The sequence below is a fragment of the Mycobacterium sp. NGS57 genome (genome assembly GCF_059812405.1).
In genome coordinates this window covers 63,597-86,788 of sequence record NZ_JCALCP010000006.1, presented here as the reverse complement: position 1 = coordinate 86,788, position 23,192 = coordinate 63,597, and the positions used below count along the sequence as shown (strand labels likewise).

The 23,192-nt window shown below is 68.4% G+C and carries 19 protein-coding genes; 12 read left to right on the top strand and 7 right to left on the bottom strand.

Annotated elements, in window-relative coordinates; all coding sequences use genetic code 11:
* Positions 1–55 precede the first annotated feature (55 nt).
* Positions 56–1,753, top strand: coding sequence for a PE family protein (locus AC5Y43_RS13090; protein ID WP_499972992.1), 1,698 nt, complete (start codon positions 56–58; stop codon positions 1,751–1,753).
* 16 nt (positions 1,754–1,769) lie between these two features.
* Here the strand turns inward: AC5Y43_RS13090 and AC5Y43_RS13085 are convergent, their stop codons facing one another.
* Positions 1,770–2,309: a cysteine hydrolase family protein gene (locus AC5Y43_RS13085; RefSeq protein WP_499972990.1), complete on the bottom strand. Its 540-nt coding sequence runs from the start codon at positions 2,307–2,309 to the stop codon at positions 1,770–1,772.
* Positions 2,310–2,366: 57 nt separating this feature from the next.
* Between AC5Y43_RS13085 and AC5Y43_RS13080 the strand changes: the two genes are divergently transcribed.
* Positions 2,367–4,421, top strand: a complete 2,055-nt coding sequence (locus tag AC5Y43_RS13080) for an NAD(+) synthase (protein WP_499972988.1) — start codon at positions 2,367–2,369, stop codon at positions 4,419–4,421.
* Here AC5Y43_RS13080 and AC5Y43_RS13075 read toward each other — a convergent pair.
* Both AC5Y43_RS13075 and AC5Y43_RS13070 read right to left on the bottom strand, forming a co-directional pair.
* On the bottom strand, positions 4,418–5,035 hold the full coding sequence (locus AC5Y43_RS13075; RefSeq protein WP_499972987.1) for a methyltransferase family protein: 618 nt from the start codon (positions 5,033–5,035) through the stop codon (positions 4,418–4,420). The two genes, AC5Y43_RS13080 and AC5Y43_RS13075, sit on opposite strands and share 4 nt — an antisense overlap.
* Before the next feature lie 64 nt (positions 5,036–5,099).
* Positions 5,100–5,978 (bottom strand): PfkB family carbohydrate kinase, encoded by an 879-nt coding sequence (locus AC5Y43_RS13070; RefSeq protein ID WP_499973418.1) that lies wholly within the window; start codon positions 5,976–5,978, stop codon positions 5,100–5,102.
* A 131-nt stretch (positions 5,979–6,109) separates the two neighbouring features.
* On the opposite strand from AC5Y43_RS13070, the gene AC5Y43_RS13065 reads away from it, so the two are divergent.
* From AC5Y43_RS13065 to AC5Y43_RS13020, 10 genes are all read left to right on the top strand, one after another.
* Positions 6,110–8,353, top strand: a complete 2,244-nt coding sequence (locus AC5Y43_RS13065; RefSeq protein ID WP_499972986.1) for an adenylate/guanylate cyclase domain-containing protein — start codon at positions 6,110–6,112, stop codon at positions 8,351–8,353.
* On the top strand, positions 8,353–9,756 hold the full coding sequence (locus AC5Y43_RS13060; RefSeq protein ID WP_499972984.1) for a mechanosensitive ion channel domain-containing protein: 1,404 nt from the start codon (positions 8,353–8,355) through the stop codon (positions 9,754–9,756). The genes AC5Y43_RS13065 and AC5Y43_RS13060 overlap by 1 nt, the downstream gene beginning before the upstream one ends.
* 69 nt (positions 9,757–9,825) lie before the next feature.
* Positions 9,826–11,073 carry a glutamate-5-semialdehyde dehydrogenase gene (locus AC5Y43_RS13055; RefSeq protein WP_499972983.1) on the top strand — a complete coding sequence of 416 codons (1,248 nt, stop codon included), beginning with the start codon at positions 9,826–9,828 and terminating at the stop codon, positions 11,071–11,073.
* A 42-nt stretch (positions 11,074–11,115) separates the two neighbouring features.
* The gene (locus AC5Y43_RS13050; protein ID WP_499972982.1) at positions 11,116–11,991 is read left to right on the top strand and encodes an AAA family ATPase; all 876 of its coding nucleotides are present in this window, start codon (positions 11,116–11,118) and stop codon (positions 11,989–11,991) included.
* Positions 11,992–13,437 (top strand): vWA domain-containing protein, encoded by a 1,446-nt coding sequence (locus AC5Y43_RS13045; protein WP_499972980.1) that lies wholly within the window; start codon positions 11,992–11,994, stop codon positions 13,435–13,437.
* Between the two features lie 82 nt (positions 13,438–13,519).
* Positions 13,520–14,140 (top strand): nicotinate-nucleotide adenylyltransferase, encoded by a 621-nt coding sequence (nadD, locus tag AC5Y43_RS13040; protein WP_499973415.1) that lies wholly within the window; start codon positions 13,520–13,522, stop codon positions 14,138–14,140.
* Positions 14,137–14,502: a ribosome silencing factor gene (rsfS, locus tag AC5Y43_RS13035; RefSeq protein ID WP_499972979.1), complete on the top strand. Its 366-nt coding sequence runs from the start codon at positions 14,137–14,139 to the stop codon at positions 14,500–14,502. The genes nadD and rsfS overlap by 4 nt, the downstream gene beginning before the upstream one ends.
* Positions 14,499–15,170, top strand: a complete 672-nt coding sequence (gene gpgP / locus AC5Y43_RS13030) for a glucosyl-3-phosphoglycerate phosphatase (protein ID WP_499972977.1) — start codon at positions 14,499–14,501, stop codon at positions 15,168–15,170. Before rsfS ends, gpgP begins: the two co-directional genes overlap by 4 nt.
* Entirely contained in the window at positions 15,160–15,885 is a 726-nt protein-coding gene (gene octT, locus AC5Y43_RS13025; RefSeq protein ID WP_499972976.1) for a diglucosylglycerate octanoyltransferase, read from the top strand. The genes gpgP and octT overlap by 11 nt, the downstream gene beginning before the upstream one ends.
* A 5-nt stretch (positions 15,886–15,890) precedes the next feature.
* Positions 15,891–16,736 (top strand): DegV family protein, encoded by an 846-nt coding sequence (locus AC5Y43_RS13020; protein WP_499972974.1) that lies wholly within the window; start codon positions 15,891–15,893, stop codon positions 16,734–16,736.
* Here the strand turns inward: AC5Y43_RS13020 and AC5Y43_RS13015 are convergent.
* The 4 genes from AC5Y43_RS13015 to AC5Y43_RS13000 all read right to left on the bottom strand — a co-directional run bounded on the left by AC5Y43_RS13015 (position 16,733) and on the right by AC5Y43_RS13000 (position 23,186).
* Positions 16,733–19,684: an MMPL/RND family transporter gene (locus AC5Y43_RS13015; RefSeq protein WP_499972973.1), complete on the bottom strand. Its 2,952-nt coding sequence runs from the start codon at positions 19,682–19,684 to the stop codon at positions 16,733–16,735. The genes AC5Y43_RS13020 and AC5Y43_RS13015 overlap by 4 nt on opposite strands.
* A complete protein-coding gene (locus AC5Y43_RS13010) occupies positions 19,681–20,109 on the bottom strand; it encodes an MmpS family transport accessory protein (protein ID WP_499973412.1) in 429 nt (142 codons plus the stop codon). Before AC5Y43_RS13010 ends, AC5Y43_RS13015 begins: the two co-directional genes overlap by 4 nt.
* Positions 20,110–20,352: 243 nt before the next feature.
* On the bottom strand, positions 20,353–21,411 hold the full coding sequence (locus AC5Y43_RS13005; RefSeq protein ID WP_499972972.1) for an NAD(P)H-dependent amine dehydrogenase family protein: 1,059 nt from the start codon (positions 21,409–21,411) through the stop codon (positions 20,353–20,355).
* Between the two features lie 35 nt (positions 21,412–21,446).
* Positions 21,447–23,186 carry an AMP-binding protein gene (locus AC5Y43_RS13000; protein WP_499972971.1) on the bottom strand — a complete coding sequence of 580 codons (1,740 nt, stop codon included), beginning with the start codon at positions 23,184–23,186 and terminating at the stop codon, positions 21,447–21,449.
* Between the last annotated feature and the right edge of the window lie 6 nt (positions 23,187–23,192).

Below are 23,192 nucleotides of genomic sequence, written 5' to 3'. Positions count from 1 at the left end.
CGGGAGGACCCGGGTACCATCCGTTGAAAATCAGCCCGTCGACCGAAGGGTGGCGATGTCGATTCTCAGCGTGACAAGTGACGTGGTGTCAGCGGCGGCAACGGATTTGGCGAGCGTCGGCTCGACGATCAGCGCGGCCGGCAGTGTGGCCGCGAGTCCCACCACGGCGGTGCTACCCGCGGCGGCCGACGAGGTGTCCGCGAGCATCGCGGAGTTGTTCTCCTCCTACGGCCGGGCCTACCGGGACCTCAGCACGCAGGCGGAAGCGTTTCATGCCCAGTTCGTGCAAGCTCTGAACGCCGCCGGGAGTTCGTATGCGGTCGCCGAAGCCGCGAACACGTCACCGCTGCAGACCATCGAGCGGGGCTTGCTGGGGGTGATCAACGCGCCCACGCAGGCGTTTCTGGGGCGGCCGTTGATCGGCGACGGCGCGGCCGGGGCGACGGTCAACGGGGTCGGGCAGGCTGGCGGGGCCGGCGGGATCCTGTACGGCAACGGCGGCGCCGGTGGTGCCAGCACCGCCGCCGGGATCGGCGGTGGTGCGGGCGGGTCCGCCGGACTGATCGGCGACGGCGGGGCGGGCGGGCTGGGAGGGCCCGGGGCAGTCGGCGGGGCCGGTGGCAACGGCGGCTTCCTGTATGGCAACGGTGGCAACGGAGGGATTGGTGGCACCGCGCTGGGCGGTGGCTTCGGTGGCATGGGCGGCACCGGTGGCAATGCCGGGCTGTGGGGGTCCGGCGGGCACGGCGGACAGGGCGGCCAAGGCGGTGCCGGCGCCGCCGGTGTCAACCCGTCGGAGAATTGGGACGGCGTGTCCAGGGCGGGCGCGGGCAGTACTGGCGCCAACAACACGGCGGGCAACGGCTACAGCGGTTCGGCCGGTGACAATGGCGCCGCCGGAGTCGCCGGCGGCAACGGTGGCTCTGGCGGCTTCGGCGGAACCGAGGATTCGCCGGTGCAGGGCCCGGCTATCGGTGGCACCGGCGGCGCCGGGGGCAACGGTGGCCCGGGCGCCCCCGGTGGCGACGGCGGTCAAGGCGGCGAGGCGTGGGCAACCGGCGTTACCGGGGGAGGCGCCGGCGGTCCCGGGGGGACCGGCGGTGCCGGTGCGCCCGGCGGCCAGGGTGGCACCGGCGGCGCGGGGGTGCCTCTTGACAATGGTGGCTTTGGCGCCGGGGGCCCCGGCGGGCAGGGCGGCACCGGCGGCACAGGAGCCGCCGGTGGTCCCGGAGGTCCCGGGGGGTTCGGCACGATCGGCGGCGCCGGCGGAACCGGCGGTACCGGCGGTGTCGGCGCGCCGGGTGGTGGTGGTGGCACGGGCGGGGCCGGGGGCACCGGTGGTCGGGGCGGCGTGCTGTTCGGTGACGGCGGCGCCGGCGGCATCGGTGGTATCGGAGGTGACGGCGGCATGGGAGCCTCCGGCGGCCCGGGCGGCCAGGGCGGCGACTCCGACCCGACTCACGTTTCCGTATACCTGGGCCACGCGGGCAACGGTGGCACGGGCGGAGACGGTGGTGTGGGCGGCACCGGTGGAAACGGCGGCAACGGCGGTGCCGGCGGGGCGGCCGGGCTGTTCGGTCATGCGGGCACTCCGGGCGCCGGTGGCGCCGCGGGCAGCGGCGGGCCGGGCGGTGCTGGCGGCGTGGGCGGCGAGCCGGGAACGCGGGGAAACCCCGGTAACGACGCCATCGCCGGTGCCGACGGCCTGACCGGCGACTCCGGCGCCGACGGTCACGCCGGCAGATCCGGCTGATCGGCGAAATACCGGCTCAGCCCATGCAGTCGGCCGCGGTGGTCAGCTCGGCGGACATGTTCTGTTCCATCATCTTCAGCGCCGCGCCGCCCAACTCGGCGTCGATGTGCGCGACGGCGTCGGTCGGGATCACCACGGGGAAGTGGCGCACGTAGGCGTCGAGCGCGGTGTAGAGGATGCACTGCTCGGTGACCTGGCCGGTCACGATCACCCGCTTGGTCTCCAGCCGGTTGAGCAGGTACGCCAGCGCCGTCGCGTAGAACGCACTGTGGCGGACCTTGGTCAGCACGCGGCAGTCGTTGGGCGGGACGATCGGCTTGACCAGATCGGGCCGCGCCCCATCGAGCGCCGAGCGGACGATGCCGGAGAACTGCGCGGTGAAATCGCCGTAGTTGTCGTTGACGTAGATGAGGTCGACGCCGCCGGCATCGCGGGCGCGGCGGACCAGGTCGGACAGGGGGTCGATGATTTTCTCGACATTGGGTATCAGATCTTCAGCGTCGGGATGCTGATAGGTGTTCATCATGTCGACCACGACGACTGCGGTATCGCTCATGCGGTTGGGGATACCCGGCGATGACGAGTTGACAACCGGCAGGCGACAATGGGAGGGATGGGCTCTTTCAAGGACTTCTACAACAGCTACCGCCAGGGCTTCGTCCGCGTCGCCGCGTGCACGCACCACACCACGATCGGCGATCCGGCGGCCAACGCGGAGTCGGTGCTGCGGCTGGCCCGCGAATGCCACGACGACGGCGTCGCGGTTGCCGTCTTCCCGGAGCTGACGCTGTGTGGGTACTCCATCGAGGACATCGTCCTGCAGGATCTCTTGCTCGACGACGTCGAACGCGCCCTGGCCGACATCGTCGCGGCGTCGGCGGAATTGTTGCCGGTGTTGGTCGTCGGCGCCCCGCTGCGCCACCGGCATCGCATCTACAACGCCGCCGCGATCATCCACCGCGGCGTGCTGCTGGGCGTGGCGCCCAAGTCGTACCTGCCCACCTACCGCGAGTTCTACGAGCGCCGCCAGATCGCGCCCGGCGACGACGAGCGCGGCGCCATCCGCATCGGCGATCGGGAGGCGCCGTTCGGTCCCGACCTGCTGTTCTCCGCGTCCGACCTCACCGATTTCGTCCTGCACGTGGAGATCTGTGAAGACATGTTCGTGCCGATCCCGCCCAGCGCGGAGGCCTCCCTGGCGGGCGCGACGGTGCTGGCGAACCTGTCCGGCAGCCCGATCACGATCGGCCGCGCCGAGGACCGCTGCCTGCTGGCCCGTTCGGCCTCGTCGCGGTGCCTGGCCGCCTACATCTACGCCGCAGCCGGCGAGGGCGAGTCGACGACCGACCTGGCCTGGGACGGCCAGACCATGGTGTGGGAAAACGGCGTGCAGCTCGCCTGCTCGGAGCGCTTCCCGAAGGGGGAGCGGCGCAGCGTCGCCGATGTCGACCTGGAGCTGCTTCGCTCGGAACGGCTGCGGATGGGGACCTTCGACGACAACCGGCGCCACCACCGCGCGTCGGCGGAGTCATTCCGGCGCATCGAGTTCCGGCTCGACCCGCCGCGCGGTGACATCGGGCTGCGCCGCGAGATCGAGCGCTTTCCGTTCGTGCCCGCCGATCCCCAACGCCTGGAACAGGATTGCTACGAGGCCTACAACATCCAGGTCGCCGGGCTCGAACAGCGGCTGCGCGCACTGGACTATCCGAAGGTGGTCATCGGGATCTCCGGCGGTCTGGACTCGACGCACGCGCTGATCGTCGCCGCGCAAGCCGTGGACCGCGAGAAGCGCCCGCGCAGCGACATCCTGGCATTCACCCTGCCCGGGTTCGCGACCGGGGATCGCACCAAGCGCAACGCGATCGAGCTGTGCCGCGCGCTTGGCGTCACCTTCTCCGAAATCGACATCACCGAGACCGCGCAGCTGATGCTCAAGGAGATCGACCATCCGTTCGCGCGCGGCGAAAAGGTCTACGACGTCACCTTCGAAAACGTACAGGCCGGCCTGCGCACCGACTACCTGTTCCGGCTGGCCAACCAGCGCGGCGGCATCGTGCTGGGCACCGGCGACCTCTCCGAGCTGGGGCTGGGCTGGTCGACCTACGGGGTCGGCGACCAGATGTCGCACTACAACGTCAACGCCGGCGTGCCCAAAACGCTGATGCAGCACCTGATCCGGTGGGTGATCTCGTCGGGTCAATTCGAATCCGACGTGTGCGAGGTGCTGCAGTCGGTGCTGGACACCGAGATCACACCGGAGCTCGTTCCCAGCGGGGAAGAGGAAGAGCTGCAAAGCAGCGAGGCCAAAATCGGGCCCTTTGCCCTGCAGGACTTTTCGCTGTTCCACGTACTGCGCTTCGGGTTCAGGCCATCGAAGGTCGCCTTCCTGGCGTGGCACGCGTGGAGCGACCCCGAGCAGGGTAACTGGCCGCCCGGGTTCCCCGAGGACAAGCGGCCGTCCTACTCGCTCAAGGAGATTCGGCACTGGCTGCAGGTGTTCGTGCAGCGCTTCTACTCGTTCAGTCAGTTCAAGCGCTCGGCCCTGCCCAACGGGCCCAAGGTGTCGCACGGGGGCGCGCTGTCGCCGCGCGGTGACTGGCGTGCGCCGTCGGACATGTCCGCGCGCATCTGGCTCGACGAAATCGAGCGTGAGGTCCCCGAGGATTAACGAATGAGGCCGACGCCCGGGACGAACCGCCCCACGCCCGCGGTGTACTCGCGATAGGCCTCGCCGTGCGTCCGCAACAGGTACGGCTCCTCGACGCGGCGGACCTGAAGCTCGATGGTGGTGACGAGCAGGATAAAGCCTGCCGCGGCAACGACATTCGGTGTCACCAGCGCGATACCGATGCCGAACGTGAACATGGCGGTGTAGATGGGGTTGCGGATCCGGCCGAACACGCCGGTATGCACCAGCGTCGTCGTCTCAGTCGTGTCCACGCCGATCCGCCAGGAATCGCCCATCTCCAGTTGCGCGTACACCGTGGCCGCGATGCCGACCGTTGCCACCACGATGCCGAGGGTCTGGATCCAGATTTGGTTGAGCAGGCGGACCGGTGCAACGACCTGGGTCTCCTGCAGGATCGGCGCGCTCACCGCGACCGCGAGCGCCACCACGAAGCCGACGCCGGCGATGCGTTCCAGCCAACCGCCGGCGCTGATGCCGCGAAAGCCGGTCGAGCCGGTCCGCCGATACTGCAGCCAACTGCGCCAGCCGAACCCGAGCACGCCGAATATCGCGAAGAGTACGAGGGCCATGTCGGCGGCCGCCGTTGCCGGCATACAGGTTCCCATGACCTTTCCCATGACCAAAGTCATGGCCAGCGAGGTTACCGCAAGGCTTTGGTCACTGAAAGGCCTTCCGCAGCGCCGCGTCGATCACCGCGGCGCGCGGCGCGCAGTCGCCCGCGCCCGGGGCCAGCGTCGCCAACGCGCCGGCGGCGCAGGCCCGCCGCAGCGCGGTCAGCAGCTCGGCCCCTGCGCCCGGGTCGCGCGGCCAGTTGGCGGCCAGCACCCCGGCGAACACGTCGCCGGCGCCCGCGGTGTCCACCGCGTCGACAGCCGGTGCGGGGACGGTGAACTCGGTGTCGGCGCCCACGTAGCGGGCCCCGCGCGCTCCGAGGGTGATCACCAAGTGGGTTGGCCGCCACGGCCATTCCCGGGCCTCGGCCTCGTTGGCGACGACCACGTCGGCGACGGCCGACAACTCGGCCAGGCGGCCGCGCTCGCCGCCCGCGGGTGAGGCATTGACGATGACGGCCGCTCCGGCCGCGCGGGCCGTGCGCGCGGCCGCCACCGCCGTGGAAACGGGAATCTCCAACTGGGTCAACAGCACATCGCAGTCGGCAATCACGCCGCGCGTGGCGGCATCCAGCGTCAATCGCGCGTTCGCGCCGGGGGCCACCACGATGACGTTCTCGGCGCCGGCATCGACGAGCACGACCGCCGTGCCGCTCGGCCCCGGCGCCGCCGCCGTCGCGTCGAGCCCAACCCCGTTGGCGTGCAGGTGGGCCCGCAACCGGGCGGCCGCCGCGTCGTCGCCGACCGCGCCGACGAACTGCACGCGCGCACCCGCGCGCGCCGCGGCCACGGCCTGGTTGCCGCCCTTGCCGCCAGGCGCGGTGGTCAACGACGACGCGAGCACCGTCTCGCCCGGCCGTGGCAGAACACCCACGCCAAACGTGAGATCCATGTTCACGCTGCCGACCACGCAGACCCGCGCCATGGCCCCGACGGTAGTCTGCTGGGTCAACCTTTTTGGCTAATCCTTTTGCTGCAATCGCCATTTTCGTGATCTTCGCGCGTTACTCTGCTGCCTAATCGGTGCTAAATCCCGTAACGGGAAGGGAAAGGCGATTGACATCGAGCGAGCTGAAAGACGCCGAACGCGCCGCTGAAAATACCGGGAGTATCTTGCCGCCCACCGCTCCCGAATCCGCCCCGGAATCCGCCCCGGCCGAAAAGACTCTCAGGAGCGTGCGGCGGCCTTTGCTATGGCACCGTTTCCGGTTCGGCATCCAGTCCAAGATCTTGGTCGCGATGCTGCTGTCGGGCATCCTCGGGGTCGGGGTGATCGGCCTCATCGGGGCGGTGTCCGGTCGCAACGCGCTGCGGCAAGTCGAGGCCGAGCGGTTGATCGAGCTGCGCGAATCGCAGAAGCGCCAGATCCAGGCGCTTTTCCGCGAGGTGACGAATTCGCTCGTCGTCTACAGCGGCGGGTTCAGCGCCACCGAGGCGACGGCGGCGCTCACCGGGGGACTGAATCAATTGGCCACCGCGACGATCAGCCCGGCTCAGCAGCAGTCGCTGGTCGACTATTACGAGAAGCAGATGCTCGAGCCGATCAAGCGGGCGACCGGCAACGTCATCGACCTCAACGCGGTCCTGCCGAGTTCGCCGGCGCAGCGATACCTGCAGGCGTACTACACCGCGCCGCCCCGGGCCACCAACGACTCGCTGCCCGTTGCCGACGCCGGCGACGGCAGCGCGTGGTCGGCGGCCAACGCGCGCTTCGATTTCTATTTGCGCGGCATCGTCACCCGCTTCGACTATCGCGACGCGCTGCTGCTGGACCTGCAGGGCAATGTCGTCTATTCCGTCATGAAGGGGCCCGACCTCGGGACCAACATTCTCACCGGCCCCTATCGCGAGTCCAATCTGCGGGACGCCTACCAAAAGGCGTTGCGCTCCAACGACGTAGACTTCGTCTGGATCACCGACTTTCAGCCGTATCAGCCGGCGCTGGACGCGCCCACGGCGTGGGTGGTATCGCCCGTCGGGATGAACGGCAAGATCGACGGTGTCATGGCCTTGCCGGTGCCGACCGCGAAGATCAACAAGATCATGACCGCCGACAAACGCTGGGAAGCCGGCGGCATGGGTGCGGCGACCGAGACGTACCTGGTAGGCCCCGACGACCTGATGCGTTCGGACTCACGGGAATTCCTGGAAGACCCGCAGCAGTACAAGCGCGATGCCATCGCCGCGGGCACCCCGCCCGACATCGTGGAAAAGGTGATCCGGCTGGGTGGCACGACGCTGGTACAACCGGTGAGCACAGCGGGCCTCAGGGCCGCCCAGCGCGGCGAGAGCGGCACCATCAGCTCCACCGACTATACGGGCAACAGAGAACTGGAAGCCTATGCTCCACTGGATATTCCGAACTCCGACCTGCATTGGTCGGTGCTGGCGACGCGTGACGACTCCGATGCTTTCGCGCGACTGGGCAGGTTCAGCAAGACCCTCGTGATCGCGGTTACCGCACTGGTTTTCGCCATCTGCGTGGCCTCGATGCTGATCGCGCAAGCGGCTGTGCGGCCGGTCCGGCGCCTCGAGGAGGGCACCCGAAAGATCAGCTCCGGCGACTACGACGTCAACATCCCGGTGATGGCGCGTGACGAAATCAGCGACCTCACCGCGGCTTTCAACGAGATGAGCCGCAACCTCGCAATCAAGGAGGAGCTGCTCAACCAGCAGCGCGGCGAAAACAATCGCCTGCTGCTGGCGCTGATGCCCGAGTCGATCGTCCAGCGCTATCGCGAGGGGGAGTCGACGATCGCGCAAAAGCACCAGGACGTCGCCGTCATCTTCGCCGACATCGTCGGTCTCGACGAGCTTTCCAACGAACTTCCCGGGGACGAATTGGTGGGCATCGTCGACGAGCTGTTCCGGCAGTTCGACTCCGCGGCCGAAACCCTTGGCGTCGAACGCATCCGCACGTTCCACAACGGCTACCTCGCCACCTGCGGGGTGATCTCGCCGCGGCTGGACAGCATTCACCGAAGCGTCGACTTCGGCATCGAGATGCGACACGTCATCGAGCGGTTCAACAACCAGACCGGCCACGAGCTGGGCCTGCGGGTCGGCATCAACACCGGCACCGTCATCAGCGGCCTGGTCGGCCGGTCCAGCCTCGTCTACGACATGTGGGGCGCCGCGGTGAGCCTGGCCTACCAAATACACCGGGGCGCACCGCAGCCCGGCATCTACGTCAGCACGCAGGTGTACGCGGCGATGCGCGACGTGCGGCAGTTCACGCCCGCCGGCACCATCTCGGTCGGCGGCGCCGACCAGACCATGTACCGGTTGTCGGAGCGATGATGGACGCCTTTCACTCGTCGTGGTTCTACTGGGCGGTCGGCATTGCGGTCGGCCTTCCGGTCACGCTCATTTTTCTCACCGAGCTGCACCACACGCTGGCCCGCCGCAACAGCCGCCTGGCCCGTCAGGTGGGCCTGCTGCGCAACTACCTGGTGCCGCTCGGAGCGCTGTTGCTGCTGCTGGTCAAGGCCTCCCAGATCCCGGCCGGCGACGTCCCGGTCCGGCTGCTGACCACGGTGTTCGGCTTTTTGGTGCTGGTGTTGTTGCTGTCCGGGCTCAACGCGACGGTGTTCGAGGGCGCGCCCGAAGACAGCTGGCGTAAGCGGCTTCCGGTGATCTTCCTGGACGTGGGACGCTTCGCGCTGATCGGCGTGGGCCTGGTGCTGATCCTGTCCTACATCTGGGGGGTCCGGGTCGGCGGCCTGTTCACCGCGCTGGGCGTCACGTCGGTCGTCATCGGCCTGATGCTGCAGAACTCCGTCGGCCAGATCGTGTCCGGGCTGTTCATGCTCTTCGAGCAGCCCTTCCGGCTCAATGACTGGGTGGACACCGGTACGGCGCGGGGGCGGGTCGTCGAGGCGAACTGGCGGGCCGTGCACATCGACACCGGCGACGGGATGCGGGTCACGCCGAACTCGGTGCTGGCCGCCACGGCGTTCACCAACCTCAGCAGGCCCCCGGGCACCCACAAGCTGGCGGTCACGACCACCTTTTCGCCCGCCGACGCCCCCGAGCGGGTGTGCGCCGTCCTCTCGCGCGTCGCGCTGGGGCTACCGCAACTCAGGAGCGACAGCGTGCCCCGCACCGTGCCCCTCGGCGGCGGCGAGTACCGCACCTCCATCGGGCTGAACTCACCCGCCGACGACAGCGCCGCGCGCGCGACGTTCCTGCGCTGGATCTGGTATGCGGCGCGGCGCGAAGAGTTGCGCCTCGACAACAGCGACGACGATTTTGCGACCGCCGAACGTGTGGAGAAGGCGGTGCGCACCGTGGTGGCGCCCGCGCTACGGCTCAACGCCGACGAGCAGCGGGCGCTGTATTCCTGCGCGAAACTCGTCCGCTACGGCGCCGACGAAACGGTGGAGTACCCCGGCGAGGTGCCCAAGGGGATGACCTTCCTGATCGCCGGGCGCGTGCAACTGACCGCGACGGCCGACGACGGGTCGGTCGTGCCCATCACCACGCTCGCCGAGGGCACGTTTTTGGGGCTGACCGCGCTGACCCGCCAACCCAACACCGCGAGCGCCTACGCGCTCGAAGAGGTCACCGCGCTGATGATCGATCGCGAAAACCTCGAACACCTCGTGATGCGAGAACCGTTGCTGCTGCAGAACTTCGGGCACATCCTCAACGAGCGACAGAGCAAAGTGCGCAAGGCCCGCCGCGGCGAGCTGGTAGGCTGACGCGCCCCGCGAGGCGTTCGGTGCAGGGGCAGCCCAACTCGGCCGGCCGCGGACCGATACCCTGGTTCAATGAGTCTGCAAGCACCATCGCGTCCTGACCTGCGCCGGGAGGTGCACAACGCCGCGCGCCGCGCCCGGGTCGCCGCCCGCTCGCTGGCGTTGCTGCCGACCGTCGCCAAGGACGTGGCGCTGCAGTCCGCGGCCGACGCGATCGGTGCCCACACCGAGCGCATCCTCGCCGCCAATGCCGAAGACCTCGAGGCCGCCCGGGCCGCCGGCACCCCGACCGCGATGCTCGACCGGCTGGCGCTGGACGCCACTCGCGTCGACGGGATCGCGGCCGGACTGCGGCAGGTCGCCGGGTTGCCCGACCCGGTGGGCGAGGTGCTGCGCGGCTACACCCTGCCCAACGGGTTGCACCTGCGCCAGCAGCGGGTTCCGCTCGGCGTGGTCGGGATGATCTACGAGGGCCGGCCCAACGTCACCGTGGACGCCTTCGGCCTGGCGCTCAAGTCCGGCAATGCCGTGCTGCTGCGCGGCAGTTCGTCGGCCGCGAAGTCCAATCAGGCCCTCGTCGACGTGCTGCGCGCGTCCCTCGTCAGCGAGGACCTGCCCGCCGACGCGGTGCAGCTGCTGTCATCGAGCGATCGCGCCACGGTCACCCACCTGATCCAGGCCCGCGGCCTGGTCGACGTGGTGATCCCGCGCGGCGGGGCCGGCCTGATCGACGCGGTGGTGCGCGACGCGCAGGTGCCCACCATCGAGACGGGTGTCGGCAACTGCCACGTCTACGTGCACGAGGCCGCCGACCTGGAGGTGGCCGAACGCATCCTGCTGAACTCCAAGACGCGCCGGCCCAGCGTCTGCAACGCGGCCGAGACGCTGCTGGTCGACGCGGCGATCGCCGGGGAGGCCATGCCCAGGCTGGTGGGCGTCCTGCAAGACGCCGGGGTGACGGTGCACCTGAGCGCCGACGAGGCCGAACTGCGCCGCGAATACCTGTCGATGGACATCGCGGTGGCGGTGGTCGACGGCGTCGACGCCGCGATCGACCACATCAACGAGTACGGAACCGGGCACACCGAGGCCATCGTCACGACGAACATGGCTGCGGCTCAACGATTTACGGACGGCGTCGACTCCGCCGCGGTGATGGTCAACGCGTCGACGGCGTTCACCGACGGCGAGCAGTTCGGGTTCGGCGCCGAGATCGGCATCTCGACGCAAAAGCTGCATGCGCGCGGCCCGATGGGATTGCCGGAATTGACCTCGACCAAGTGGATCGCGTGGGGAGACGGGCATACCCGCCCGGCCTGACATCCGCCTCAATGCTTCCAAAGCGCTAGGAGAACCGAGATCGTGAGTGTGCCTGCCCGGCCCGCGCCGCTGTTCGCCGACATCGACGACGTCTCGCGACGGCTGGCCGAGACCGGTTACCTACCCGACACCGCCACCGCGACGGCGGTGTTCCTGGCCGACCGGCTCGGCAAGCCGCTGCTGGTCGAGGGCCCGGCCGGCGTCGGCAAGACCGAGCTGGCCCGCGCCATCGCCCAGGGCACCGGCTCGGGCCTGGTGCGCCTGCAGTGCTACGAGGGCGTCGACGAGGCGCGCGCGCTCTACGAGTGGAACCACGCCAAGCAGATCCTGCGCATTCAGGCCGGTTCCGGCGACTGGGATCAGACCAAGGACGACGTGTTCAGCGAGGAATTCCTGCTGCAGCGCCCGCTGCTGACCGCCATCCGGCGCACCGAGCCGACGGTACTGCTCATCGACGAGACCGACAAGGCCGACATCGAGATCGAGGGGCTGCTGCTCGAGGTGCTGTCCGATTTCGCCGTTACCGTCCCCGAACTGGGCACCATCACGGCCGAGCGGACCCCGCTGGTGGTACTCACCTCCAACGCGACCCGGGAACTGTCCGAGGCGCTCAAGCGTCGCTGCCTGTTCCTGCACATCGACTTCCCCAGCCCCGACCTCGAGCGGCGCATCCTGCTGTCCCGGGTGCCCGCGCTGCCGGCGCACCTGGCCGAGGAATTGGTGCGCATCATCGGCGTGCTGCGCGGCATGCAGCTGAAGAAGGTGCCGTCCATCGCCGAGACGATCGACTGGGGTCGCACCCTGCTCGCGCTGGGCCTGGACACCATCGACGACGCGGTGGTCGCCCAGACGCTCGGCGTGGTCCTCAAGCACCAGTCCGACCAGCAGCGCGCGGCCGGTGAGCTCAGGCTGAACTAGATGGCCGTCCGCCGCATCCGTCCCAGCCGACCCCTGGCCCCGCACGGGCTGCCGGGCCACCTGGTCGGCTTCGTGGAAGCGCTTCGCGGAGCGGGGATTTCGGTGGGGCCGTCGGAAACCGTGGACGCCGGGCGGGTGATGGCGGCCCTCGGGCTGGCAGAGCGCGAGGTGCTGCGCGAGGGCATCGCCTGCGCGGTGCTGCGCCGCCCCGATCACCGCGACACCTACGACGCCATGTTCGACCTGTGGTTTCCCGCGGCGCTGGGACCAAGGGCGGTAGTGACAGAAGACGAAGCCGACGAGTCCGGCGACGCGCCCCTGCCTGCCGACGACGTCGAGGCGATGCGCCAGATGCTGCTGGACCTGCTCGCCGACAACCCCGAGCTCGCCGACATGGACGAGCGGCTGGTCGCGATGATCGCGCGGATCGTGGAGGCCTACGGCAAATACAGTTCGAGCCGCGGCCCGTCGTTCTCGTCGTATCAGGCGCTCAAGGCGATGGCGCTGGACGAGTTGGAGGGCAAGCTGCTGGCGGGGCTGCTGGCCCCCTACGGCGACGAGCCCTCACCCACCCAGGAGCAGATCGCCAAAGCGCTTGCCGCGCAGCGGATCACCCAGCTGCGCAAGATGGTCGACGCCGAGACCAAGCGCCGCACCGCCGAGCAGCTCGGCCGCGACCACGTCCAGATGTACGGCATCCCACAGCTTTCCGAGAACGTCGAGTTCCTGCGCGCCTCCGGTGAGCAGCTTCGCCAGATGCAACGGGTGGTGGCGCCGCTGGCCCGCACCCTGGCCACCCGGCTGGCGGCGCGCCGGCGGCGCTCGCGCGCCGGGACGATCGACCTGCGCAAGACGCTGCGCAAGTCCATGTCCACCGGCGGGGTGCCGATCGACGTGGTGCTGGCCAAGCCCCGCCCGGCGCGCCCGGAACTGGTGGTGCTGTGCGACGTTTCGGGTTCGGTCGCCGGGTTCAGCCACTTCACCCTGCTGCTGGTGCACGCCCTGCGGCAGCAGTTCTCGCGGGTCCGGGTGTTCGCGTTCATCGACACCACCGACGAGGTGACGCACATGTTCGGCCCCGAGGCCGACCTGGCCGTGGCCATCCAGCGGATCACCCGGGAGGCCGGCGTCTACAGCCGCGACGGGCACTCCGATTACGGCAATGCGTTCGTCTCGTTCCTGCAGGCGCACCCGAACGCGCTGTCGCCGCGCAGCTCGCTGCTGGTGCTGGGCGACGGGCGCACCAACTACCGCGACCCCGCCATCGACGTGCTGGCCGACATGGTGACCGCCAGCCGGCACGCGCACTGGCTCAATCCGGAGCCCAAACACCTGTGGGGCAGCGGCGACTCCGCCGTGCCGCGCTACCAGGACGTCATCCCCATGCACGAGTGCCGCTCGGCCAAGCAACTGGCCGCGGTGATCGACCAGCTGCTGCCGGTGTGAGGCTCGGCGCGAATTGGGTCGCTAGCTGCGGAATCGGAGGCGTTCGCCGCCTCAAGTAAGCTGGCACATCGTGCAAAAGCGGCTGCGCAGGCTGGGAGTGATGGGTGGGACGTTCGATCCCATCCATTACGGCCACCTGGTCGCCGCCAGCGAGGTCGCCGACCTGTTCGACCTCGACGAAGTGGTGTTCGTGCCCAGCGGTCAGCCCTGGCAGAAGGAGCGCAGCGTCTCGGCCGCCGAGGATCGTTATCTGATGACGGTGGTCGCCACCGCGTCCAATCCGCGCTTTTCGGTGAGCCGGGTCGACATCGACCGCGCCGGACCGACCTACACCCGCGACACGCTGCGGGACCTGCGGGAGCTGAACCCCGACTCCGAGCTGTACTTCATCACCGGCGCCGACGCGCTGGAGTCCATCCTGTCCTGGCAGGGCTGGGACGAGCTGTTCGCGCTGGCGCGTTTCATCGGCGTCAGCCGGCCCGGCTACGAGCTGCGGCGCGAACACATCACCGGCGTGCTGGGCGAGCTGACCGAAGACGCGTTGACGTTGGTCGAGATCCCGGCGCTGGCGATCTCGTCGACCGACTGCCGCCGGCGCGCCGAACAGCACCGTCCGCTGTGGTACCTGATGCCCGACGGCGTCGTGCAGTACGTCTCCAAGCGCCGGCTGTACACCAAGCCCGGCGGCGAGGGGGCACCGTGAGCGCCACCCGGGAAGCGATCGACATGGCGACCGTCGCCGCCGGCGCGGCCGCCTCGAAACTGGCCAACGACGTGATCGTCATCGACGTCTCGGGCCAGCTGGTCATCACCGACTGCTTCGTCATCGCCTCGGCGTCCAACGAGCGGCAGGTCAACGCCATCGTCGACGAGGTCGAGGAGAAGATGCGCAGGGCGGGCTACAAGCCGGCGCGGCGCGAGGGCGCCCGGGAAGGACGCTGGACCCTGCTGGACTACCGCGACATCGTCGTGCACATCCAGCATCAGGACGACCGCAACTTCTACGCCCTGGACCGGCTGTGGGGCGACTGCCCGACGGTGCCGGTGGACCTGGACGCGCCATGACAATCAGACGCCTGGTGATGTTGCGTCACGGCCAGACCGATTTCAACCTCGGCAGCCGGATGCAGGGCCAGCTTGACACCCAGCTCAGCGAACTGGGCCGCGCGCAGGCGGTCGCCGCGGCCGAGGTGCTGGGCAAGCTGCAACCGCTGCTGATCGTCTCGTCGGATCTGCGGCGCGCCTACGACACGGCGGTCAAGCTGGGGGAGCGGACCGGCCTGGAGATCCGGGCCGACGACCGGATCCGTGAGACGCACCTCGGCGACTGGCAGGGCCTGACGCACGCCCAGATCGACGCCGAGGCGCCCGGCGCCCGGTTGGCGTGGCGTGAGGACGCAACATGGGCGCCGCACGGCGGGGAGAGCCGCGTCGACGTGGCCGCCCGGAGCCTGCCGTTGATCGCCGAGCTGGTGTCCGGTGAGCCGGAATGGGGCCACCCCCACCACGCGGATCGGCCAGTGGTGCTGGTCGCCCACGGCGGGCTGATCGCCGCGCTGTCGGCCGCGTTGCTGGGACTTCCGGTGGCCAGCTGGCCGATCCTGGGCGGCATGGGCAACGCGAGCTGGGTGCAGTTGTCCGGCCACTCCGATGATCGCGCCGATCTCGACGGCATCCGCTGGCGCCTCGACGTGTGGAACGCCTCGGCGCAGGTTGCGAACGATGTCCTCTGAACCCCGGCCGACGCTGCTGATATTCGCCGATTCACTGTCCTACTACGGACCCGCCGGGGGGCTGCCCGCCGACGATCCGCGCATTTGGCCCAATCTCGTTGCGGAACAACTGGGGTGGGATGTGGAGCTGATCGGCCGCATCGGTTGGACCTGTCGCGACGTGTGGTGGGCGGCGACGCAGGACCCGCGCGCGTGGGCGGCGCTGCCGCGGGCGGGCGCGGTGATCTTCGCGACCAGCGGGATGGATTCGCTGCCGTCGGTGTTGCCGACCGCGGTGCGTGAGCTGATCCGCTATGTGCGCCCGCCCTGGCTGCGGCGCTGGGCCCGCGACGGCTACGGCTGGTTGCAGCCCAGGCTCTCGCCGGTGGCCCGGTCGGCGTTGCCGCCGCACCTCACCGCCGAGTATCTCGAAATGACGCGCGGCGCAATCGACTTCAACAGACCAGGCATCCCGATCGTGGCGTCGTTGCCGTCGGTGCACATCGCCGAGACGTACGGCAGGGCTCACCGCGGCCGGGCGGGGACCGTAACCGCGATCACCGACTGGGCGCTGCAACACGATATTCCGCTGGTGGATCTCAAAGCCGCTGTGGCCGAACAGGTGATGAGCGGGCGCGGCAACCCCGACGGCATCCACTGGAATTTCGAGGCCCACCGGGCGGTCGCGGAGCTGATGCTCAAGGCGCTGGCCGAAACCGGAATACCCCGCGGGTAGCGCTCGTGACTGTCATGGTGGTGACCGATGCGTCGTCGCGGCTGCCCGCCGAGCTGCTCGACAAGTGGGCTATCCGCGTCGTTCCGCTGCACATCCTGCTCGACGGCCACGACCTGCGCGACGGCGTGGACGACATTCCCGAGGACATCTACAAGCAAAACGCCACCACCGCGGCGGCCACCCCGGCCGAGTTGGCCAACGCCTATCAGCAGGCGCTAACCGACAGCGGCGGCGACGGCGTTGTGGCGGTGCATCTTTCGTCGGCGCTGTCGGGGACCTACGCCGCCGCCCAGCGCACGGCCGCCGACCTCGACGCGCACGTGCGGGTCATCGACTCCAGGTCGACCGCGATGGGCACGGGCTTCGTCGCGCTGGCCGCCGCGCGTGCGGCCGCCGCGAGCGGCGACCTGGACGCCGTCGCCGGCGCCGCGGGTTCGGCGGTGTCGCGGGGCCGGGCGTTCGTGGTGGTGCACCGGCTGGACAACCTGCGTCGCAGCGGGCGGATCGGCGGGGCCAAGGCGTGGCTGGGCACCGCGCTGGCCCTCAAACCGCTGCTACGCATCGACGACGGCAAACTCGTTCTGGCCCAACGGGTCCGCACGGTCACCCACGCGACCGCGGCGATGATCGAGCGGGTCTGCGAGGCCGTCGGCGAGGGCCCGGCCGCCCTGGCGGTGCACCACGTCGCCAACCCCGACGGCGCGAAGGAGGTGGCGGCGGCGCTGGCCGCGCGGCTGCCCGCGTGCGAGCCGGCGATCATCACCCCGCTGGGACCGGTGCTCGCGCTGCACGTCGGCGCGGGCGCCGTCGCGGTGTGCCTGGAACTGCCCGAGGCTGTGTCCGACAGCTAGCCCGAAACCTGAGCGGTCACCGCCCGCCGGGCGTTGTCACCGCGCGGATGCACGACCTGCGGCCACCAGAACCACCGCCCCAGCAGCGTCGCGATCGACGGCATCAGCAGCGTCCGCACGATCAACGTGTCGAGCAGCAGACCGATGCACACCGTCGACCCGAACTGGCCCAGCACACGCAGGTTGCTGCCCAGCATCGACGCCATGGTGAACGCGAACACCAGGCCGGCCGCCGTCACCACCCCACCGGTGCCGGCCATCGACCGGATGATCCCCGTCTTGAGCCCGGCGTGGATCTCTTCCCGGAACCGGGACACCAGCAGCAGGTTGTAGTCGGAGCCGACGGCCAGCAGGATGATGACCGACAGCGCCATCACGATCCAGTGGATCCTGATGCCGAACAGGTCCTGCCAGATCAGCACCGATAGCCCGAACGACGCGGCGATCGAACTTGCCGCGGTGCCGACGATCACCAGCGCGGCGACCACGCTTCGGGTCAGCAGCAGCATGATCATGAAGATCAGCGTCAGTGACGCGATCACCGCGATCATCAGGTCGTATTTCTCGCCGTCGGCCATGTCCCGGAAGGTGGGGGCGGTTCCACCGAGAAACACCCGGGCGTCCGACAGCGACGACTGCTTGAGCCCTTCTTGCGCGGCCGTGCGCTCCGCATCGACGCGCGAGATGCCTTCGGGCGTCATGGGATCGCTTTGATGGGTGATGAAGAACCGCGCGGACTTACCGTCGGGTGACAGGAACATGCGCAGTCCGGTCTGAAAGTCCGGGTTGTCGAAGGCCTCCGGCGGTAGGTAGAAGAAGTCGTCGTTCTTCGACGCGTCGAAGCTCTGCCCCATGACGACGGCCGTGTTGCTCATGGCGTCCATCTGGTTGAGCATCGCCGAGAACGTCTGGTACAGCGTCAGCGTGATGCCCCTGGTGGTCTTCAGCGTGGCGATCATCGTCGGGATGATCACCAGCATCTCGTGGGTGGCCTCGGCGGTGCGGTTGATGTCGGCCGAAAGTTCGTGGAATTTCCCGGCGAGATCGTCGAATCCGTCCAGCGAGTCCCACAGGGACCGGATCGACCAGCAGATGGGGATGTCGTAGCAGTGTTTTTCCCAATAGAAGTACGACTTGATCGGCCGCCACATGTCGTCGAAATCGGCGATGTGATCGCGCAATTGATCGGTGATCCGCGACGTTTCCTCCGTCGTCTTGGCGCTGTCGTCGGCGGCGCTCGAGAGGTCCTTGGTGATCGCATACAACCGCTCGGTGTAGTTGATCTGGACCTGCAGTTCGTCGGCCATCTTGAGGATGTCGGCCATGCGGTCCTTGAGGAAGGACATGTTCTGCATGGTCGTCTGGCTCTGCATGCTGTTCTGAAACGGTATCGAGCTGTGCTGAATCGGGATGCCCAGCGGTCGGGTGATGTCCTGGACCATGGCGATGCCCAGCGTGCGCATCTCGTTTTTGGCCACCCGGTCCAACACCAGCATGTCGGCCGGGTTTCGCATGTCGTGGTCGGACTCGATCATCAACATGTCGGGATTCATCCGGGCCTGCGAGAAATGCCGGTCAGCGGCCGTCTGCCCGAGATTGGACGGGGCCGAGGTCGGCAGGTAATAGCGGTCGTTGTAGCTCGTCTTGTAGCTCGGCAGCGCGACCATGCCGACCAGGACGACGGCGGCACTGACGGCCAAAACCGGTGCGGGCCAACGCACGACCGCGGTGCCCACCCGCCGCCAGAGCCCGCTTCTCTTCACCGCCCGTTTGGATTCGAAGAAGTGGAAGCGACTGCCGATGAAGACCACCGCGGGGCCCAGCGTGAGCCCGGCCAACACCACGACCAGCATGCCGATCGCCACCGGGGCGCCCATGGTGTTGAACCACGGCAGCCGGGTGAAACTCAGGCAATATGTCGCGCCGGCGATGGTCAGGCCGGACCCCAACACCACCGGCGCGACTCCCTTGAATGTGGTGTAGTAGGCGGTTTCTCGATCCTCACCGGCCCGCAGCGCCTCTTGATAGCGGCCGACGAGGAAGATCCCGTAGTCGGTCCCGGCCGCGATCGCCAGCATGGTGAGGATGTTGGCGGCGAACGTGGTGAGCCCGAATGCGTTGTGATACGCCAGAACCGCGACGACCCCCCGCGCGCACAACAGCGCGACGAACGTCATGAACAGCTGGACCAGCGTCGTGACGATCGACCGGTAGACCAGCAGCAACATGATGGCGATCGCGCCCAGGGTGAACAGCGTGATCTTGGCCAGGCTGGCGTTGCCGATGATGTGCATGTCATCGGACAGGGCCGCGGGACCGGTGACGTATGCCTTCACGCCGGGGGGTGCCTTGTTGTCGTCGATCACCTTGCGGACTGCGTCCACCGACTCGTTGGCCAGCGTGGTGCCCTGGTTACCGGCCAGGTTGATCATGACGTAGGCGCCCTTGGCGTCCGCGCTCTGCGCCCCCGCGGCGGTGAGCCGGTCTCCCCAGAAGTCCTGGATGTGCTGGATGTGCTGGGGGTCCTGGCGGAGTTGCCGAATCAGCTTGTCGTAGTACTGATGTGCGTCCTGGCCCAGGGGTTGCTGACCCTCCAGGACGATCATCACCGTGCTGTTGGAATCGAATTCGTGGAAGTTATGGCCCAGGCGCATCATCGCCTTCATGGACGGCGCGTCCAGCGGTGTCATCGGCGCGGAATGCGCCTCGCCGACCTTTTCCAGGCTGGGAACGATGACGTTCACCAGGGCCGTCACGAACACCCAGACCAGGATGATCGGCACCGCGAAGATGCGGATCGCATGGGGAAGGTAGGGCCGGTGGCCGCGCTCGGCCTTGGACAGGCCCTTGGACAGGCCCTTGGACAGGCCCTTGGACAGGCCCCGAGTGCCGATCGGGCCGGTATCGGCCGCGCTCAAGTCGCGTTCGGTCTTGTTGATGTCGGTCATGCGGACTTCACCAGGCAGAAGGTCTGAGCGTTATGGCCGTCGGAGTTCTGCTGGTCGCGGACCACGCCGTCGACGATGATCTTGCAGTTGATCCGGCTGCCGTCGCTTTGCGCCATGATGTTCGCGCTCACCGACGGCAGGGTGGTCGAGATCGCGAAAGACCACGGTAGCGGGACGTTGTTGACCTGATGCGTGTTCGCGTTCTCGTCCCAGTAGTTGATGTTGGCGGTGGCGCCCGGTGGGCCGGAGATTTCGTAGACGACGACCTTCGGGTTGAACTGCACGATCTCGATCCCCTTGCCGGCATTCGCGTTGAGGTCCTGGGAGCCGAAGATCTTGTGCAGCCGAGACACGACCAATGCCGAGACCGCCAGAACGACCACCAACACGAGCGGTATCCAAGCCCGCTTGACGGCACGGCCCACGGCGCCGGCATTCGGTTTAGCCACCTGACCGCCTTCCGCTCGCCGCTGCGCGGCCCGCCGTCGCAGTGCCGGCAGAACCTTTGCTCGGCTAAGCATCGTAAACCTTAGTGCACGACGCCGTTCCTCCGGGGGGCGAACCTCCTAGTCCGATGGTTGCGACCCGTCCCCCAGCTTCGCGGTGGGCCCACACCGCAGGTAGGGGAGCACCCCCAGCGCCCGGCAGCGCCGCGCTTGCGATCGCACCTAGCGCGCCACCCGCCCGGTCACCGGCGGCAGGTCGGCAAGCGTCAGGATGCCGGGCCGGGCCGCCACCACCGCCGGCACCGCGTTGGTCACCGGCATCGCGGTGTAGATCATTCCCAGTCCCATGAAGCCCGGCTCCGTCCACTCCTTCGGCGGCAGGCAGTGCAGGACGGTGCGCATGTTGGGCAGCCCGAACACCTGAATGACGTGGCCGTGTTCGAGCGGCTTGGGGGGGACCACATGATCGCCCATGGTCCAGTTGAATCCGACGCTGACGACGTTGCGGTCGCCTTCCCACCCGCGGTGGTAGCCATAGACGCTGCCGACCGTTCCCGCGGGGATCTTCATGAAGCCCAGGTCGGAATCGGCGGTGGCCGCCGTGAAGGTGACGTCGAAGGTCATCCTGTCCAGCTTGGCCCCGATCGCGTCGGCCATCATCGCCGCGGACTCCGCGAACACCTCGCTTTCGGTGCGCACGCTCTCGGCGAGCCCCGGGGTGTCGGGATCCTGCGAAAAGCCCATCGCCGTCTGGGTTTCCGCCGACTCGTAGGTCGAGCAGTCCACCGATTCGGTGATCCGGATTTCGTCGACGCGCTCGCAGGAGGCGGACAGGACCATGCCGACCATGTTCGTCATCCCGGGATGCGCGCCGCTGCCGAATATCGTCGACTCGCCGCGCCGGCAGGCGTCCTCGATGCGCTTGCGGTCCTGCGGAGTCTGCTTGCCGCCGGTGATCCAGGCGGCGCTGGTGCACACGTTGACGCCCGACTCCAGCAGCCGCACGAGTTCGTCGACGTTCGGCCACAACGGGTTGTAGCAACAAGCGTCCGGCCGCAGCGCCAGCAGCGCGTCGATGTCGTTGGTGGCCTTGATTCCCGTGGGCGACGGCCAGCCGGACAGCTCGGCGGCGTCCACGCCCACCTTGTCCTGACCGTGGGCGTAGACGCCGACGAGTTCCATATCCGGTCTGCCGATGATGGCGTGCAACGATCGCCGCCCGATGTTTCCGGTGGTCCACTGGATCACGCGAAGCGGACGGTCGGTGCTGGCTGTGCTCATCGGGTGCTCCTTTGCGCCGGTGCCGGATGCGGTTGTCAGGCGTCCAATCGGGTGAATTGGTCGTGGCGGTACTGCTCGACGCAGGCGGCGCGCTGGATCTTGCCGCTCGTCGTGGTCGGAATCGATCCCGGCGGCACCAGCACGAGGTCCCCGACGTTCAGCCCGTGCGCGTTGGATATCGCGGCGGTGACATCGCTTTTGACGCAGGTCAGCCAGTGCGTCGCGTCCTCGGCGGAACCGCCTCGCTTCTTGAGCTCGATGACGGTGACCAGCTTCTCGGTACTGTTCACCGGGACCGATATCGCCGCGACCCGGCCCCCGGTGATCCCTTGGACCGTCGCCTCGATGTCCTCGGGGTAGTGATTGCGCCCGCGGATGATCAGCAGGTCTTTGATGCGGCCGACGATGAACAGCGCTCCCTCGAAGACGAAGCCCAGGTCGCCGGTTCTCAGCCAGGGACCGTCGGGCGTGCCCGGCGACGGGTCGGTGAGCGTGGCATTGAAGCAGCGCTGCTCCTCCGGTGGCTTGCGCCAATAGCCGTCGGCGACGTTGGCGCCGTGTACCCAGATCTCGCCGACCAGGGCGGGCGGGCATTCGCGATGGGTGTCGGAATCGACGATGCGCACCGTGGGCGATTGCGGCACTTGGTATTTGACCAGCGCCGTGCCGGATCCCGCCGCACATTGCCGAGCACGGCCCGCCGACAGCTCCGCGACATCGAATTCCACCGCGCCCGACGATTCACACCAGGTGCCCGCCGCCACGAAGACCGTCGTCTCCGCCAAGCCATAGGAAGGCCGCAGCATGTGATCGCGAAAGTTGAAGTGGGCGAACCGATCAGCGAAGCGTCGCAAGGTGGCGGGCTCGACGCGTTCGGCGCCGCTGATGATGCCCAGCACCCCGCCGAGGTCGAGCCCGGCCAGGTCGTCGTCGGTCGTTTTGCGGGCGGCCAGATCGAACGCGAAGTTGGGCGCCGCCGACCACGTACGAGGATGCGCGGCCAGCGCTTGCATCCAACGGGCCGGCTTCTCCAAGAACGAAATCGGGCTGGTCAGCTCGCCACGCCAGCCGTTCAGGATGGGCGCGCAGATCCCCAGCACCAGGCCCATGTCGTGGTAAAAGGGCAACCACGACACGACCGTGAGATCGGGCGGGGCCTTGAGGTTGGAGTCCGCGAAATAGCCGCGCATCAGCTGTTCGAAATTCGACTGAAGGTTGTGGTGGGAGATCATGGCGCCGGTCGGCAGCCGGGTCGAACCCGAGCTGTACTGCAAATACGCGATGCTCGGGAAATCGGTTGTCCGAGCGCTCGTTTCGCCGCCGGCGTCCAGGCTCATCGCATCGATGTCGAGGATCTTGGGGACCGTGTCCAGGCGGGCTTGATCGACGTATTCGGCGATGTCTTGGGCGACCGCGGACGTGGTGAGCACCACCGAGGGCGACGTATCCGCCAGCACCGCACTCACCCGCTCGTGACTCGAGCCGCGGTGCGGCAACGGCAGCGGCACCGCGATGAGCCCGGCCTGCAGGGAACCCAGGAACGCCGTGAGGTATTCGAGGCTCTGCGGAGCCAAAATGACCGCCCGGTCTCCGGCCGACCCGCAGCGGGTGAGCTCGCGCGCCAAATTCAGTGTTCGGCGGGACAACTGCGACCACGTGAGGCTCTCGGGAACGCCCGCCGGATCGTCGGTGTAGTCGGTGAACGTGAACGCGACGTCGTCGGGTCGCAGGCTGGCACGTCCGTGCAGCATCGAGAGAAGAGCTGACTGAGGCATAGGCGT